This window comes from Streptomyces sp. NPDC004788 (assembly GCF_053601115.1).
In genome coordinates this window covers 1-16302 of the sequence record NZ_JBSGBF010000140.1, presented here as the reverse complement: position 1 = coordinate 16302, position 16302 = coordinate 1, and the positions used below count along the sequence as shown (strand labels likewise).

Here is a 16302-nt window from a genome sequence, read left to right as displayed (position 1 = left end):
GCCGGGTCGCGGGGCGGCGCGGTGGTACGCGGACGGGCGGGCGGCTCGGTCGTACGGGTTCCGGCGGCCGGGTCGCGGGGCGGCGCGGCGGTACGCGGACGGGCGGGCGGCTCGGTCGTACGGGTTCCGGCGGCCGGGTCGCGGGGCGGCGCGGCGGTACGGGGACGAGTGGCCGGTTCACCCGGCGGCGTGACGGTGCGGGTTCGGCCGAGGCGGCGCCAGGCGAGCAGCGAGCAGACCGCGAAGCCGAGCGCGTTGCCGAGGCCGTGGGTCGCGGCCATCCAGGTCAGGCTCGGGTGCGGGATCCCGGTCGCCTCGCCGAGCGCCCAGCTCAGCGCGAGCAGCATCGTCGCCACCAGGACCGCGGCCGAGACGCCCAGCAGCGCCCGGGTCACCGGATCGGGTGCGGCGGGCCGCAGCTCGCGCCAGGTGGCGAGGGCGACGGCCCACATGCCCGCGGTCAGGACGAGGGCGCCGGCCAGCTCGGCCCAGTCGTCGACGAAGTAGCCGAGCAGCACGAGCAGGGTGCCGAGCGGCACGCTCAGCGCCGCGAAGCGGGTCGCCCGGCTCTGTGTGGCCCGGCAGACCAGGCCCGCGACCAGCGCGGCGGCGAAGCCCGCGAAGTGGAAGTGCGGGACGGTCAGCGCCAGGATGCCGAGCTCGAAGCCGAACAGCTCGTGCCCGGCCCGCTCGGCCACGAGCGCGAGGGCCGCGACGGCCGGGGTGGCGAGGGCGGTGAGCGCGGCGACCTCGGCGGGCGCCAGGCTCCGGGTGCGGGCGAGGCGGGCCGGGGCGTGCAGGGCGAGGGCCAGGGTGCCCAGGGCGTACACGCCCGCGAGGGCGGCGGCGAGCGGCGAGCGCGGAAGCCAGAGCGAGACCGCGCCGGGCGCGGCGAGCAGCGGCCAGACCCGGCACAGCAGCCGCAGGCTGCCCGGTGGGGAGTCGTCCAGGAGCCGGAGCCCGACCGGGACCACGGCGAACATCCCCAGCATCACGATCAGTCCGACGAGCACGGACATGGCACCGGAACCCCCCCTGTTGAACACGTTCAACCCTTCGGTCGACGAGCGTAGAGGTTTCCTTGAACGCGTTCAAGTGCGGGGTGCGCGGTCTGGACCGGGGCGGCCTCATGCGCGGCCGGCGCCGGATGGACGCGCCCGGATTGCGGCGCCCCCGGCCCTGCGGCAGACAGGAAGGAACGATCAACGGCAAGGACGAGGTGGGAGACCCCGTGCGCGACGCAACCAGACGACGGCCCTCGCGGCCCCCCACCGCCCCGTACGTCCTCGCCACGCTGGCCTCGGCCGCGCTGCTCGCCGGCTGCTCCCTGCGCGGCGACACCGGCGAGCCGGGCGCGGAACGGTCCGCCGCCCCCGCCGTCGCCCGCGAGGTGCTGCTCCAGCCGGCCGGCAGCCAGGGCCCCGCCCCCTTCACCGCCTCCACCACGCAGGAGGGCGCCCCGGCCGGCACCGGCGCGCCGCCCGCCACCGGCGTCGACGGCCCCGCACCGGCCGGCCGCGCGCTGACCGGCGCCACCCCCGGCCTCTACGGCGGCACCCGCTCCGTCGCCAGCTGCAACGTCGAGCAGCAGGTCGCCCTCCTCACCGCCGAACCCGCCCGCGGCCGCGCCTTCGCCGAGGCCGCGGGCATCCCCGAGGCCAACCTCGGCGGCTGGCTGCGCGGCCTCACCCCCGTCCTCCTGCGCGCCGACGCCCGGGTCACGAACCACGGCTACCAGGGCGGCCGCTTCACCACCTTCCAGTCGGTGCTCCAGGCCGGCACCGCCGTGCTCGTCGACCGCTACGGCGCCCCGCGGGTCCGCTGCGCCTGCGGCAACCCGCTGCGCTCCCCGGCCGCCGCCCCCGGCGCCGTCCATACGGGCCAGCCCTGGCCCGGCTACCGCCCCGACCGGGTCGTCACCGTCACCCCGACCAGCACCGTCGTCACCAGCCTGGTCATCGTGAACGCCGCCGACAACACCTGGATCGAGCGCCGCACCGGCAGCGACGGCGACGCGGACCGCCGGCCCGACGTGCTCCCGCCCTGCGACCCGGCCTCCTGCGACATCGTCACCGCACCGCCCGCGCCGCTGCCGGACGGCCCCACCGCCCCGCAGCAGCCGACGAGCCCCACGAACCCCACGAACCCCACAGGTCCCACGAATCCCGGCACTCCGAGCGGCCCGTCGACGCCGGACCGCGGCGCGCCCGACCCCGTGAGCCCTGCGCCGGACGGCGGCAGGACCGTACCGGCACCGGACTCGCCGGACACCTCGGACGCGCCGGTCGGGCCCGACGCGCCCGTGGGGCCGGACCTCCCTGCGGTGCCCGACGTACCGGGCGGTCCGAGTGACCTCCCGACCCCCGAGCCGCCGCCCTCCTCCGACGACCTGTTCCCGGCCGACACCGGGCCGCGGCAGCAGCCCGACACCTTCCAGGGCTGACCGGCCGGCCGGCGCCCGCGCTCATCCGAATGTTGTTGCGAATCTGTTCCGATCTTCGCCGTGCGTTCGGCCGGGGCTGCGCCTAGCGTGGCCCCATGAGTGCGGGACGACCGGGTGGGGAGGCGGCCGAGCAGTGCCGCTGCGAGGCGGGACCGGCGGGGCAGACGTGCTGCTTCCTGCACGAGTTCGGCCAGGAGTTCCGGATGGGCAGCTTCGACTGGGACCTGGTCACCGGCCGGATGACCATGGACGAGGGCGCCCTGAACGTCTTCGACATGGACCCGGACGACTACGACGGCGACCCCGCCACCCTCGGCTCCCGCGTGCTGCCCGACGAGGGCCGCCGCCTCGACACCCTGGTGGCCCAGGCGCTCAAGGACGGCAGCGACCACTACGGCGCCTACTTCCGGATCCGCACCCGGGCCGGCGCCCAGCGCTGGACCCACACCCAGGGCCTGGTCCGGCGCGACGACACCGGCCGCCCGGTCCGCATCGTCGGCGTCATCCGCGACGCCTCCGAGGAGCTCACCGAGTCCGCGGCCCGGCTCGGCCTCGACGAGGGCCGCAGACAGCGCACCAGCGTCGTCGAGGGCACCACCGCCGCGCTCGCGCACGCCCGTACCGTCCAGGACATCATCGACCTGCTCGGCGACTCCCAGGGGCTGGAGTACTTCGGCGCCGCCAGCCTCGTCGTCGGTCTCCTGGAGGCCGGCCGCATCCACCTGGTGGCCGAGGGACGAGAAGGCGCGTTCGTGCCCGGCACCCGGTTCACCCGGGTGGACGAGCCGTACCCGATGAGCGAGGTCATCCGCACCCTGCGCCCCCGCTTCATCGAGTCGCCCGAGGACTTCGCCACCTCCTACCCGATCCTCTGGCCGCACATCAGCGGCCTCGGCATCACCTCCGCCGCCTACCTTCCGCTCATCGCCCAGGCCCGCCCCATCGGCGCCCTCGGCCTGCTCTACAGCGACCGCACCGGCTTCAGCGCCGACGAGCGCAACCTGCTCGTCGCGCTCGGCAGCTCCATCGCCCAGAGCCTCCAGCGGGCCATGCTGTACGAGCAGGAGCACGACCTCGCCGAGGGCCTCCAGCAGGCGATGCTGCCGCGCCGGATCCCCGACGTGCCCGGCGCCCGGATAGCCGTCCGCTACCGCTCCGCCCGGTTCGGCAGGGACATCGGCGGCGACTGGTTCGACGTCATCCCGCTGCCGGGGGGCACCTCGCGGGCCGGGGGCGCCGGGGGCGGCCGGGTCGCGCTCGTCATCGGCGACGTCCAGGGCCACGACACCCACGCCGCCGCCGTCATGGGCCAGCTGCGGATCGTGCTGCGCGCCTACGCCGCCGAGGGCCACACCCCGGCCACCGTGATGGCCCGGGCCTCCGTCTTCCTCCACGAGCTGGACACCGACCGCTTCGCCACCTGCACGTACGCCGAGGCCGACCCGGCCACCGGTGTCGTCCAGATCGTCCGCGCCGGCCACGTCGACCCGCTCGTCCAGGACTCCGACGGCACCGCGCACCGCGTCCCCGTCGAGGGCGGCCTCCCGCTCGGGCTCTCCGCCGAGTTCGGCCGGCTCGACTACCCCGTCACCACCGTCGAACTCGACCCCGGCAAGACCCTGCTGCTCTACACCGACGGCCTGGTCGAGAAGCCGGGCGCCGACCTCGACGAGGGCCTCCAGTGGCTCTCCTCCCTGGTCAAGCGCGGCCCCCGCGACCTCGACGAACTCGCCGACCACCTCTGCGAGGTCGTCGACGAGCGCGGCGGCGAGGACGACGTCGCCGTCCTGCTGCTGCGCCGCGAGGGCGCCCACCCGGACCGGGCCGGCGGCCGGCTCCAGCAGCACGTCGGGCAGAACGACCCCGAGGCGCTCAGCTCCGCCCGCCACATGATCCGGGCCGCCGTGCGCGCCTGGGGCGCGGGCAACCGCTCCTTCGAGATCGAACTCGTCGCCGACGAGCTGGTGACCAACGCCCTCATGCACACGGACGGCGGCGCCATCGTCACCCTGCGGATGCTGCCCGGTCCCGAACGCCGGCTGCGGGTCGAGGTCGAGGACCGCTCCAGCGCCCTGCCGCGCCGCCGCGATGCCGGCGACTCGGGCGTCTCCGGCCGCGGGCTGCTGCTCGTCGACAACATCTCCGACGCCTGGGGCGTCGAACCGCGCGGCGGCGGCAAGTGCGTGTGGTGCGAGTTCGTCATCGAGCAGCCGGAGGAGTGACCGGGCCGGGTCCCGGATCCGGCCCGGGTCCCGCCTTCGACGGGCGCCCGCCCCGCCCGTACGGCAGGGTGGGGGCATGCCCGAGCTGCCCGAGGTCGAAGCCCTCCGCGAGTTCCTCGACGAGCACCTCGTGGGCAAGGAGATCGCCCGCGTGATGCCCGTCGCGATCAGCGTGCTCAAGACGTACGACCCGCCCGTCACCGCCCTGCACGGGGCGCGGGTCACCGGCGTCGCCCGGCACGGCAAGTTCCTCGACATCGCCACGGAGGGCGCCGCCGAGGGCGGGGCGGGGGAGCTGCGCCTGGTCACGCACCTCGCCCGGGCCGGGTGGCTGCACTGGAAGGACGTGCTGCCGTCCGGGCCGCCCAAGCCCGGGAAGGGCCCGCTGGCGCTGCGGGTCGCGCTGACCGGCGGCGACGGCTTCGACCTCACCGAGGCGGGCACCACCAAACGGCTCGCGGTGTACGTGGTCCGCGACCCCGCCGACGTACCCGGCATCGCCCGCCTCGGCCCCGACCCGCTCGCCGAGGACTTCGACCTCGCCGCCTTCACCGCGCTCCTGGCGGGCGAACGGCGCCAGATCAAGGGCGCGCTGCGCGACCAGAGCCTCATCGCGGGCATCGGCAACGCGTACAGCGACGAGATCCTGCACGCGGCGAGGATGTCCCCGTTCAAGCCCACCCAGAACCTGACCGCGCAGGAGACCGCCGGCCTCTACGAGGCGCTGCGCACCACCCTCGCCGAGGCCGTCGCCCGCTCCCACGGGCTCGCCGCCGGCCGGCTCAAGGCCGAGAAGAAGAGCGGACTGCGCGTCCACGGCCGCACCGGCGAGGCGTGCCCGGTCTGCGGGGACACCATCCGCGAGGTCTCGTTCAGCGACTCCTCGCTCCAGTACTGCCCCACCTGCCAGACCGGCGGGAAACCGCTCGCCGACCGGCGCCTCTCCAAGCTCCTGAAATAGCCCCGGTGTCACGGGCGCCGGCCCGCGTAGACTCCCGTCCATGCTGCGCGTACTGGCCGTCGACGACGAGGCGCCGGCCCTCGGCGAACTCCTCTACCTCCTGCGGGCCGACCCGCGCGTGCGCGCCGCCGAGGGTGCCGCCGACGCCACCGAGGCGCTGCGCCGCATCGGCCGGGCCCTGGACGCCGGACCGGACCGCGACCACGGCGACGGCATCGACGTCGTCTTCCTCGACATCCACATGCCCGGACTCGGCGGGCTCGACCTGGCCCGACTGCTCGGAGGCTTCGCCCGGCCGCCGCTCATCGTCTTCGTCACCGCCCACGAGGGCTTCGCCGTCCAGGCCTTCGACCTGGAGGCCGTCGACTACGTGCTCAAGCCCGTGCGCCGGGAACGGCTCGCGGAGGCCGTGCGCCGCGTCCACGAACTCGTCCATGCCTCGGCCGTGGCCCAGAAGGCGCCGGCGCCCGAGCAGATCCCGGTCGAACTCGGCGGCGTCACCCGCTTCGTGTCCGTCGACGACATCGCGTACGTCGAGGCGCACGGCGACTACGCCCGCCTGCACACCGACACGGGCAGCCATCTCGTCCGCATCCCGCTCTCCACGCTGGAGGAGCGCTGGGCCGCCCGCGGCTTCGTCCGCATCCACCGCAGCCACCTCGTCGCCCTCGGCCGCATCCACGAACTCCGCCTCGACGGCGGCGCCACCTCCGTCCGCGTCGGCACCGCCGAACTCGCCGTCTCCCGCCGCCACGCCCGCCAGCTGCGGGACCTGCTGATGCGCCGGGCAGGCGGCTGACCACGGCAGAAGCCCCCTACCGCACCGCTCGGCCGCTGCGTAGACTCACGGGCCCGACCGATCGTGACCGACCGTGAGACGCCGATGCCCGAGCACCATCCCCCGCGCCGGCCGCGCCGCGAGACCGTCACGTACGCCTCGGCCGTCGGCGGCGGTTCCGTGCCCCGGCCCCGTACCCGGCCGCAGCACCCGCCGGCCCGCTCCGAGATCAGCGAACAGACCACCCTCGGCCACACCTACGTCCGCTCCCTGATGCGCAGCCAGCTCCGCGCCGCCCTCATCGGGCTCGGCTGGCTCACCCTGCTCGTCGGCTCGCTGCCGCTGCTGCTCGCGCTGCCCGCTCCCGAGGCCGCCGTGTGGCTCGCGCTCGGCATCGGCGTCCACCCGGTGGTCTGGGCCGTCGCCCACTGGTACGTGCGCCGCGCCGAGCGCAACGAGCGCGACTTCACCGGCCTCGTCGAGCGATGAGCCCCCGTCAGGGACGAGGGCACGCGTGAACCACACCTACGCGATCGCCGCCGTCACCGCCGTCGCCCTCGCCACCGTCCTCATCGGCGCCCTCGGCCTGCGCATCTCCCGCACCACCTCCGACTTCTACGTGGCCTCCCGCACCGTGGGCCCCCGCCTCAACGCCGCCGCCATCAGCGGCGAGTACCTCTCCGCCGCCTCCTTCCTCGGCGTCGCCGGACTCGTCCTGGTGCAGGGCCCGGCCATGCTCTGGTACCCGGTCGGCTACACGGCCGGCCACCTCGTGCTGCTGCTCCTCGTCGCGGCCCCGCTGCGCCGCTCCGGCGCGTACACGCTCTCCGACTTCGCCGAGGCCCGGCTCGAATCGCCGCAGGTCCGCCGGGTCGCCAGCCTCTTCGTCGTCGGCATCGGCTGGCTCTACCTGCTGCCGCAGCTCCAGGGCGCCGGTCTCACCCTGGAGATCCTCACCGGCGCCCCCGACTGGCTCGGCGGCCTCGTCGTCGCGCTCGTCGTGACCGGCATCGTCGCCGCCGGAGGCATGCGCAGCATCACCTTCGTGCAGGCCTTCCAGTACTGGCTGAAGCTCACTGCGCTGCTGGTCCCGGTGTTCTTCCTGGTCGGCGCCTGGTACGGGGACGGCGCCCCGCGCGCCCACTTCGACGCGCCCGCCGTCATCCGCGCGCACACCGCCGCGCGGGTCGCCGAGACCGTACGGATCGAGGTCGCCGCCCCGGTCACGCTCACCGTCACCGGCCGCGTCGACGAGCGGACGTACGAGCGGGCCACGGTCACCCTGCACGAGGGCACCCACCGGGTGGAGCGGGGCACCGAACTCGCCTTCCCGGCGGGGGCGCGGGTCCCCGAGCGAAGCGAGATGGGGGTCCCCCCGGCCGGAGGCTGGGGGAGGGCCTCGACCGAAGCCGACCCCCTCGGCTGGTCGCAGCCCCTCGCCGGCGGCCGCGACGGGCACCAGCTGTACGCCACGTACGGACTGATCCTCGCCACCTTCCTCGGCACCATGGGCCTGCCGCATGTCGCCGTGCGCTTCTACACCAGTCCGAACGGCCGGGCCGCCCGCCGCACCACCCTGGTGGTGCTCGGCCTGGTCGGCGTGTTCTACCTGCTGCCGCCGCTCTACGGGGCGCTCGGCCGGATCTACGCCCCCGAACTCGCCCTGACCGGCGCCGCCGACGCCGCCGTGCTCGTCCTGCCGGAGCGGATGCTCGGCGGCGTCCTCGGCGATCTGCTCGGCGCGCTGCTCGCCGGCGGTGCCTGCGCGGCCTTCCTGTCGACGGCCTCCGGGCTGACCATGTCGGTGGCCGGCGTGCTCACCCAGGACGTGCTGCCCGCGCGGGGCACCTTCCGGAGCGCTGCCCGGAGTGCCGCCCGGGGCGCCTCAGGCGGGGGTGTGCGGCACTTCCGGCTCGCCACCCTCCTCGCCACCGCCGTGCCGCTGAGCGCCGGGATCGTCGCCACCGACGTGCCGGTCGCCGACGCCGTCGGACTCGCCTTCGCGGTCTCCGCCTCCTCCTTCTGCCCGCTGCTCGTGCTCGGCATCTGGTGGCGCCGGCTCACCCCGCCGGGCGCCGTCGCCGGACTGCTGCTCGGCGGCGGCTCGGCGCTGACGGCCGTGACGGCCACCCGGGCCGGACTCGCGCCTCCGGGCTGGCCGCACACCCTGCTCGCCTGGCCCGCGGTCTGGTCGGTGCCGCTCGGCTTCCTCAGCATGATCCTGGTGTCGCTCGCCACCCCGCGCCGGGTCCCCGCGGGCACCCCCCGCATCCTGGCCCGGCTGCACCTGCCCGAGGAATTCAGCGGCAAGGCGCAGCCCGGCGAGGCGAGTCGGGAGTCCGCCCGGCCGGAGGCCGGCAGCGGGGTCGAGCGGTGACCGGCCTCGCCCTGGCCGCGGCCGGCGCCGTCGGCGCCGTGCTGCTCTCCGCAGGGTTCGTACTCGGACGGTTCACCGCCCGGCGCGGGCGGCGCGCCGCGGACCTCGCCTTCGGCACCCCCGTCGAACGCGCCACCTTCCACACCCTGCACACCGCCTCGCTCGCCGCGCCCCCGCTGCGCGCCGGACTCACCGAGGAGACCGCGGGCAGGGCGGCCGGCCGGCTGCGCTCCCTGCTCGGCACCGAGGCGCTGTGCCTCACCGACCGGTCCGCGGTGCTCGCCTGGGACGGCCCCGGCGAGGCGCACCACCGCGAGCACGTACGGGAGCTGGTCGGCGAGACGCTCGACTCCGGCCGCAGCCGCTCCGCCCACACCCGGTGCTCCCACGACGACTGCCCGCTGCGCTGGGCCGTGGTCGCGCCGCTGACGGGCGAGGACGGGGTGCTCGGCGCGCTCGTCGCGTACGGCTCGCGCGAGTCGGCGGTCCTGGCGCGGGCGACGACCGAGGTGGCCCGCTGGGTCTCCGTCCAGCTCGAACTCGCCGAGCTGGACCGCTCCCGCACCCGGATCGTCGAGGCCGAGATACGGGCGCTGCGCGCGCAGATCTCCCCGCACTTCATCTTCAACTCCCTCGCCGCCATCGCCTCCTTCGTCCGCACCGACCCGGAGCAGGCCCGCGAACTCCTGCTGGAGTTCGCCGACTTCACCCGCTACTCCTTCCGCCGGCACGGCGAGTTCGCCCAGCTCGCCGACGAACTGCGGGCCATCGAGCAGTACCTGGCGCTCGCCGGGGCCCGGTTCGGCGACCGGCTCAAGGTCACCCTGCAGATCGCGCCCGAGGTCCTTCCGGTCGCGCTGCCGTTCCTCTGCCTGCAGCCGCTGGTGGAGAACGCGGTCAAGCACGGCATGGAGGACTCCGCCGAGGGCTGCCGGGTGACGATCGCGGCACGCGACGCGGGCGCGGAGGCCGTGGTCACCATCGAGGACGACGGCGTCGGCATGGACCCGGAGGTGCTGCGCGCCGTCCTGCGCGGCGAGCGCCCCTCGGCCGGCGGCGTCGGTCTGTCCAACGTCGACGAGCGGCTGCGCCAGGTGTACGGGGCGGAGCACGGCCTGGTCATCGAGACCGGGATCGGCGCGGGCATGAAGGTGACGGTCCGGATCCCCAAGTACCGCCCGGGGGTTCACCCCGCCGGCTGAGCGGTCAGCACAGGTGCAGACCGCCCGGGGGTTCACCCCGCCGGTTGAGCGGTCAGCACAGGTGCAGCGCCAGATGCCCGAGGGCCACGCCCAACTGCCAGGCGGGCAGCCAGACCTGGCGCTCCTCGTCGATGCCGCGCGGCCCGGCGAGCCCGGCGAGGCCCGCCAGGTCGGCGGCGCGCAGCTCGGTCGCCCGCAGCCGGCGCCAGGTGTCCCGGGCGAGGTCCAGATCCGCGCCCGGCACCCGCGCCCCGGCCTCGGCGAGCCGTTCCTCGACCCACGCGGACCACGGATGGTCGTGGGCCGTGCGGCGCAGCCAGCCGTCCGTCCCGGCGCCGTCCGCGCCGGCCCGGGACAGCAGGATGGTCAGCGCCAGGGTCTGCACCCCGGCCCGGAACTCCAGCGAACCCGGTGCGACGAGCCCGCTGGTGCGCAGCAGGTCGTCGGCGACGTACTCGGCGCACAGCCAGTCCATGGGGATGCTTTCGGGCAGCACCGTTTCCACCTTCTCCCGGATGTCCTGGACGAGGCCCCGACACCGAGCCTGCTCCGAGAACGGCACGCGCGGGGCGCACTTGGCTCAACTGGCCCGTACGGATTCGGATACGGATCCCGGCCGCATCGGTGCAGGTGGGAGCCGTGTGACGGGAGTGAGGTCCGGAGCGGGGGAGGTGGCGGGAGGGTCAGCCGAGCAGCGCGTAGACGGCCGTCGCCCGGGCGGCGAGCTCGTCCGTGCCGTCGGCGGTCATGGTGATGTCCGCGAACGCCATCCGCTTGCCGGCCTTGGTGAGCCGGGCGTGGACGAGGACGTCCGTTCCGAGCACCGCGCGCTGGAAGCTGATCGACTGCTGGACGGTGGTCATGGGGACGAAGCCGCCGCGGGCCGCGGCCACCGCGATCACCGTGGCCGTGTCGGCGGCGGCCATCAGCGCCTGGCCGGAGAGCCCGCCGCCCTCCCGGGCGAGCCGGTCGGACCAGGGGAGCCGGAGGACGGCCTGGTGGCCCTCGGTGTCGACGGAGGCCACGGAGAGCCCCAGATCGAGCACCCAGGGGGCGAAGTTGTCGGCGAGGACCTTTTCGGCGGCGGCGAGAGTCAGCGTCACGGGGGTCATTGTGGGGCGGGGCCCGCGGGCCGGGCAACGGCGGGGCCGCCGCAGGCGGGAGGCCGGCGCGGCCGGTAGCCGGGCAGCCGGTGGCCGAGCTGACGCAGCGCGTAGTGCGACCGGGACTTGACGGTGCCGGCCGGGATGCCGAGTTCGGCGGCGGCCTCGCTGACGGTCAGTCCGCGGAAGTAGAGCCGGAAGAGCACCGCGCGGTGCTCCGGGCTGAGGCCGCGGACCGCCGCCCGGACGTCGAGCGCGGCGTCCCGGGACTCGGTGGTGTCGGCCGGGTCGGCGGTGAGGGCGAGCAGTCCGTCGCCCGTCTCGGCGGGCCGGGCGAGCCGGGAGCGGCGCGCGTCGATGGCGAGCCGCCGGGCCACCGTGAACAGCCAGGGCCGCATCGAGTCGTACGCGGAGTCGAACGCCTCCGGGTGCTGCCAGGCCCTGACGAGGGTCTCCTGTACCAGGTCCTCGGCGCGCTGCCGGTCGCCGTGGGTCAGTCCGAGCAGGAACGCGAGCAGCGCCTGACCGTGCTCACGCTGGAGCTCCCTCAGGTCCCGCTCGTCCGTGGTTGCCGTCGCCGTCGTCATGTGCCGTATCGGAACGCATCCGTGCGGTGCCGGACAGGGATCGGACACGGGTCTGCGACGAACGGTCGCGCTGAGCGACGAATGGCACGACGAGCGGTCGCGCCGGCGGCCGCGCGGAAGCATTGCGTCCGATTCAGCGGGTTTGCCGCGAACTGCGGCATTGAGCCTTGACTGCGGCTTTTCCGCACGGTGAATTCGGCTGAACAGATGTTCATCCTACGAACCAGCGGAGCCGGCAGATGACCTCACGCACCCGACCCGGGGCGGCGGCCCTCGCCGTCGTCCTTTTCACCGCGGCCACCGGCTGCGCCGTCACCGCCCAGCCGTCCGACCGCGCTCCGGGCACCCCGAGCGCCTCGGGCCGGAGCCAGGCGCCGCACCGGCCGGCCGTGTCCGGGGCGGCGTCCGCGCCGGCCCCCTTCACCCTCGTCGCCTCCGGTGACGTCCTGCCGCACGACTCGATCATCCGCCAGGCCGCCGCCGACGCCGGCGGCGCCGGCTACGACTTCCGCCCCATGCTCTCCGGCGTCAGGTCCGTCGTCTCCCGCGCCGATCTGGCCATCTGCCACATGGAGACCGTGTACGGCGAGGAGGGCGGCCCCTACACCGGCTACCCCGCCTTCAAGTCGCCGCCCGAGGTCGCCGCCGCCCTCAGGGCGACGGGCTACGACTCCTGCTCGACCGCCTCCAACCACTCCCTCGACGACGGCGCGGCCGGCCTGCGCCGCACCCTCGACGCGCTCGACAAGGCGGGCGTACGGCACGCGGGCTCCGCCCGTACCGCCGCCGAGGCGGCCCGGCCCACGCTGCTCAAGGCCGGGCGGGCGACCGTGGCGCAGCTCGCCTACACCTACGACACCAACGGCTACCCGCTGCCCGAAGGACAGCCCTGGGCGGTCAACGTGATCGACGAGCACAAGATCGTCGAGGACGCCCGGGCCGCCCGGAAGGCCGGCGCCGACGTCGTGGTCGTCTCCCTCCACTGGGGCACCGAATGGGAGACCGCCCCCGACGAGCGGCAGCTCACCCTCGGCCGCGCGCTCACCGCCTCGCGCACCGGCGACCGCCCCGACATCGACCTGATCATCGGCACGCACAACCATGTGCCGCAGCCGTACGAGAAGGTCAACGGCACCTGGATCGTCTACGGCATGGGCGACCAGATCGCCGGCGACATGATCAACTACGAGGGCGCCCACGACCGGCGCGGCAACATGGGCACCCTGGCCCGCTTCACGTTCGCCCCGCCGGCCGCACCCGGCCGCCGCTGGGAGGTCACCAAGGCGGAGTTCGTGCCGCAGTTCTTCGACACCGCGCGCGGCCGGGTGGTGAACCTCGACGCCGCCGTCAAGGAGGGCGAGGGCCAGTACGCCGAGACCCGGGACGCCATCCGCGAGGTCGTCCTCGACCGGGGCGCCGCCCGCGACGGCCTGGTCATGGGGGAGTAGCCGCCCTGCCGGGGCTCACGGCACGACGGTGACCGGCCAGCGGCCCGCCTTGACCAGGCGCACCGCGACCGAGCCGACGAAGCGGTGGCCGGCCGACTCCGAGGCGCCCACGACCACCGCGTCCGCCTTCAGCTCGTCGGCGGCCGCCACCAGACCCGCGTACGCGTCGCCGCGGAAGGTGTGGAACTCCCAGCGCACCTGCCAGGTGTCCTTGACGTGGTCGACCGCCTTCCGGATGTCGGCCACCAGGCCCTCGGCGATCTCCTCCGTGGTGTCGGCGACCGGCGCCCCGAGTGCCGCGCCCGCCGCGAGCACGGGCTGGACGTAGACGAGGACGAGGAGCGCGTGCTGCCGCCGGGCCAGCCCGGCCGCGTAGGACGCGGCGCGCATCGAGGACGCGGAGCCGTCGAGCCCGGCGACGATCACCTTCGGGCCGTCCGTGCCCCGTTCGAAACCACTCACCCTTCGAGGCTATCGGCTCATCAGGTGTTTTCGGACGGGGGGCCGGTGTCGCTGCGCGGCCCGGGCCGTCCACCGTTCGCACTATTGGTCATGAAAAAGGATGAGACGACCACCGGGCGCCGGTCGCTGCTCCGCCTCGCCGCCGCCCTGGGGGCCACCGCCGCCGTCGGAGTCTTCGCCACGGACCGCCTGACCGGCTCCGAGGCCACCACCTCCACCGGCGCCGCCCCGCCAGGTCCGGCCACCTCGCCGTCCGCGCGCACCACGGCCGGCGCCCGCGGCCCGCAGGCCCAGGCCGAGGCCCGGGCCCGCGCGAAGGACTCCCGGCTGCGGCCCGCCGCGTACCGGCTCCAGCCCATGACCGGCTACGCCCCGCCCGCCTACCGCCGGGCGCTCCCGCCGGTGCGGACCCGGCCCTTCCTCCATCTCACCGGCGTCGGCCGGTCGATGGTGCTCACCTTCGACGACGGCCCCGACCCGCGCTACACCCCGGAGATCCTCGCCACCCTGCGCCGCCACGGCTGCCGCGCGATGTTCTTCGTCTGCGGCGAGATGGCGGTCGACAACCAGGACCTGCTCAAGGAGATGGCCGAGGACGGCCACATCGTCGGCAACCACACCTGGACCCACCCCCTGGTGCCCAAGCTGCGGCCCTCCCGCATCCGCAAGGAGCTGGGCGCCACGAGCGAGGTCATCGAGCGGGCCATCGGCACCCCGCCGCTCTGGTACCGGGCGCCCTACGGGGCCTGGAACAAGCTGTCGTTCGAGATCGGTGCCGAGCTCGGCATGGAACCGCTCGCCTGGACCGTCGACACCATGGACTGGACCGAGCCGCCCACCGACACCATCGTCCGCCGGGTCCTGGACGGCGCCGCTCCCGGCGTCGTCGTCCTCAACCACGACGCCGGCGGCAACCGTTCCCACAGCGTCGCCGCGCTCAAGCGCTATCTGCCCGAACTCCTCGACGCGGGCTACAGCATGACCGTCCCGCGCCGCTGAGCGGTACGGGACGGGCGTACGCGAAGGGGCCCCGGCACCGAGGTGGTGCCGGGGCCCTCGTACGGGTGCCCTACCGCGAACCGACCAGCCGGGCGTAGACGACGACATTGCCGTCGTAGCCGTGCGCCCGGGTGTAGCCGCCGCCGCAGGTGATCACGCGCAGTTCGGGTTCGCCGGTGTCCGCGTACACCTGGACGCCGGGGAAGTCGTTCTTCGCGTAGACCTCGACCCCGTAGATCTCGAAGACGGCCACCCGGCCGTCGTACCGCTCGACCTCGATGTGCTGGCCCCGCTGCAGCGAGCCGAGGCCGTAGAAGACGGCGGGTCCGGCCATGTTGTCGACATGACCGACGACGACGGAGGTGCCGCGCTGGCCGGGCGCGATGCCGTTCTGGTACCAGCCGGCGAGGTTGGGGTCCTGGGGCGGCGGGGCCGCGATCCAGCCGTTGTCGTCGAGACCCACGTCGACGATGGGGGCCGCCACGTTGATCGCCGGGATCCGGATCCGCGAGGCCGGGGCGAACGGCAGCGCCTCCAGGCCGGAAGCGGTCGTGGGCGCCGGGGCGGCCGGCCGGGAGACCGGCCGCGCGGCGGCGGTGGGCTGCGGCGGGCCGGACTCGAAGCCGACCCCGTTGCGCATTATCGCCACGCCGGAGAGCATGACGAGAGCCAGGGCGCCCCAGGGCTGGCGTCTCCTGGCGGCTTCGAAGAGGCTGAAGTCCTTGGGACTCATGGTTCTCTGGTCTCCCTCGACGGCGTCACGGGAACGGTAAGGGCGCGTGCGCCGCCCCGCGATCCGAGCGCGTGCGAACGGGTGGCGGAGGTCCGGGCGAAGGCCGCCGGCGGGTGCCGGTACCGGTGCCGTGGCGGCGCGGACGAGTCGCCGTGTGGGTGACGGGATGATCATCCGTACGGGTAATCGTCAGATCATCACGCCGACCTCGTGTGACCTGCGGATCCGTCAGATCCGCACCCCGTTCGGCCGCTTCCGGGACTCACCGGGGTGGCCCAGCGCCGACGTGCGCGCCTTCTTCCGACTTGTGATGGTTCGTCATGGAAGGCGTACTCGTCGAATCTCCCGGAGCACCGCTTTGGGGCGCCTTCCAGTGGAGGTTCAACCATGCGTGCTGCACGCACTCTGGCGGTGACGGCGACCGCGTTCGCGGCGCTCGGGCTCGCGGCCCCCCTCGCCACCGCCACCAACGGGCCCAGCAGCGTGACCGTCGGCTCCTTCCAGGCCCCCAGGGGCGGCGACAACAACCACAACGCGGTCACGGTCTCCCCCTTCGCGGTCCACCAGGGCGGTCTCCTCACGATCACCACCCGGGACTGCGCCGGGGGCACGGTCTCGTCCCCGGCCTTCACGGCCGCCACCCTCTCCGGACTCACCAACGGCTTCTCCACCGCCACCGTCCGCATCTTCAACAACGCGACGCCCGGCACGTACACCGTGACCGCCCAGTGCATCAACGGCCGGACCCTCACCGGGCAGTTCCGGGTGCTGGCCGGTCAGGGCGCGGCGGGCGGCCTCGGCGGCTCGCTCGCACCGACCTCCACCGAGATGGCCGTCGGCGGCTCGCTCGTCGCCGCGGCGGCGCTGGGCGGCGGCGTGTTCATCGCCCGCCGGCGCCGTATGTCCGGCGCGGGGGCCTGACCGGCCGAACCTCCCGGTCGGCCCGCAACGCCCGTCGCCCCCGAGTCCTGGCCAGGACCCGGGGGC

The 16302-nt window shown here is 74.9% G+C and carries 15 protein-coding genes and 1 pseudogene; 10 read left to right on the top strand and 6 right to left on the bottom strand.

All coding sequences use genetic code 11. From position 1 onward, the window contains the following. Positions 1–209: 209 nt before the first annotated feature. Positions 210–1019, bottom strand: a pseudogene (locus tag ACWEJX_RS35335) (YndJ family protein); the annotation flags it as partial. 212 nt (positions 1020–1231) lie between these two features. Between ACWEJX_RS35335 and ACWEJX_RS35330 the strand changes: the two are divergent. The 7 genes from ACWEJX_RS35330 to ACWEJX_RS35300 all read left to right on the top strand — a co-directional run bounded on the left by ACWEJX_RS35330 (position 1232) and on the right by ACWEJX_RS35300 (position 9983). Further along, positions 1232–2443 (top strand): DUF6777 domain-containing protein, encoded by a 1212-nt coding sequence (locus tag ACWEJX_RS35330; protein ID WP_451611506.1) that lies wholly within the window; start codon positions 1232–1234, stop codon positions 2441–2443. A 203-nt stretch (positions 2444–2646) separates the two neighbouring features. Continuing rightward, entirely contained in the window at positions 2647–4665 is a 2019-nt protein-coding gene (locus ACWEJX_RS35325; protein WP_451611508.1) for a SpoIIE family protein phosphatase, read from the top strand. Between the two features lie 76 nt (positions 4666–4741). Then, positions 4742–5626 (top strand): Fpg/Nei family DNA glycosylase, encoded by an 885-nt coding sequence (locus ACWEJX_RS35320; protein ID WP_451611505.1) that lies wholly within the window; start codon positions 4742–4744, stop codon positions 5624–5626. A gap of 40 nt (positions 5627–5666) precedes the next feature. Further along, positions 5667–6425, top strand: a complete 759-nt coding sequence (locus ACWEJX_RS35315) for a LytR/AlgR family response regulator transcription factor (RefSeq protein WP_451611504.1) — start codon at positions 5667–5669, stop codon at positions 6423–6425. 84 nt (positions 6426–6509) lie between these two features. After that, on the top strand, positions 6510–6893 hold the full coding sequence (locus tag ACWEJX_RS35310) for a hypothetical protein (RefSeq protein WP_451611507.1): 384 nt from the start codon (positions 6510–6512) through the stop codon (positions 6891–6893). Between the two features lie 25 nt (positions 6894–6918). Beyond that, positions 6919–8781: a sodium/solute symporter gene (locus ACWEJX_RS35305; protein ID WP_451611503.1), complete on the top strand. Its 1863-nt coding sequence runs from the start codon at positions 6919–6921 to the stop codon at positions 8779–8781. Further along, a complete protein-coding gene (locus ACWEJX_RS35300) occupies positions 8778–9983 on the top strand; it encodes a sensor histidine kinase (RefSeq protein ID WP_451611502.1) in 1206 nt (401 codons plus the stop codon). Before ACWEJX_RS35305 ends, ACWEJX_RS35300 begins: the two co-directional genes overlap by 4 nt. Before the next feature lie 52 nt (positions 9984–10035). Here ACWEJX_RS35300 and ACWEJX_RS35295 read toward each other — a convergent pair whose 3' ends face one another. The 3 genes from ACWEJX_RS35295 to ACWEJX_RS35285 form a co-directional block, all read right to left on the bottom strand. After that, positions 10036–10479 carry a hypothetical protein gene (locus ACWEJX_RS35295; RefSeq protein WP_403790090.1) on the bottom strand — a complete coding sequence of 148 codons (444 nt, stop codon included), beginning with the start codon at positions 10477–10479 and terminating at the stop codon, positions 10036–10038. Positions 10480–10666: 187 nt separating this feature from the next. Then, a complete protein-coding gene (locus tag ACWEJX_RS35290; protein WP_403790091.1) occupies positions 10667–11086 on the bottom strand; it encodes a PaaI family thioesterase in 420 nt (139 codons plus the stop codon). A 5-nt stretch (positions 11087–11091) separates the two neighbouring features. Then, positions 11092–11673 carry a sigma-70 family RNA polymerase sigma factor gene (locus tag ACWEJX_RS35285; protein WP_451611501.1) on the bottom strand — a complete coding sequence of 194 codons (582 nt, stop codon included), beginning with the start codon at positions 11671–11673 and terminating at the stop codon, positions 11092–11094. Between the two features lie 239 nt (positions 11674–11912). On the opposite strand from ACWEJX_RS35285, the gene ACWEJX_RS35280 reads away from it, so the two are divergent. Continuing rightward, positions 11913–13121 (top strand): CapA family protein, encoded by a 1209-nt coding sequence (locus ACWEJX_RS35280; protein WP_451611500.1) that lies wholly within the window; start codon positions 11913–11915, stop codon positions 13119–13121. Positions 13122–13136: 15 nt separating this feature from the next. On the opposite strand, the gene ACWEJX_RS35275 is transcribed toward ACWEJX_RS35280, so the two are convergent. Further along, on the bottom strand, positions 13137–13583 hold the full coding sequence (locus tag ACWEJX_RS35275) for a universal stress protein (protein ID WP_451611499.1): 447 nt from the start codon (positions 13581–13583) through the stop codon (positions 13137–13139). Between the two features lie 90 nt (positions 13584–13673). On the opposite strand from ACWEJX_RS35275, the gene ACWEJX_RS35270 reads away from it, so the two are divergent. Next, entirely contained in the window at positions 13674–14582 is a 909-nt protein-coding gene (locus ACWEJX_RS35270) for a polysaccharide deacetylase family protein (RefSeq protein WP_451611498.1), read from the top strand. Positions 14583–14652: 70 nt separating this feature from the next. Here the strand turns inward: ACWEJX_RS35270 and ACWEJX_RS35265 are convergent, their stop codons facing one another. Then, on the bottom strand, positions 14653–15315 hold the full coding sequence (locus ACWEJX_RS35265; RefSeq protein ID WP_451611497.1) for a class F sortase: 663 nt from the start codon (positions 15313–15315) through the stop codon (positions 14653–14655). Between the two features lie 387 nt (positions 15316–15702). On the opposite strand from ACWEJX_RS35265, the gene ACWEJX_RS35260 reads away from it, so the two are divergent. Continuing rightward, entirely contained in the window at positions 15703–16236 is a 534-nt protein-coding gene (locus ACWEJX_RS35260; protein WP_451611496.1) for a hypothetical protein, read from the top strand. Positions 16237–16302 lie beyond the last annotated feature (66 nt).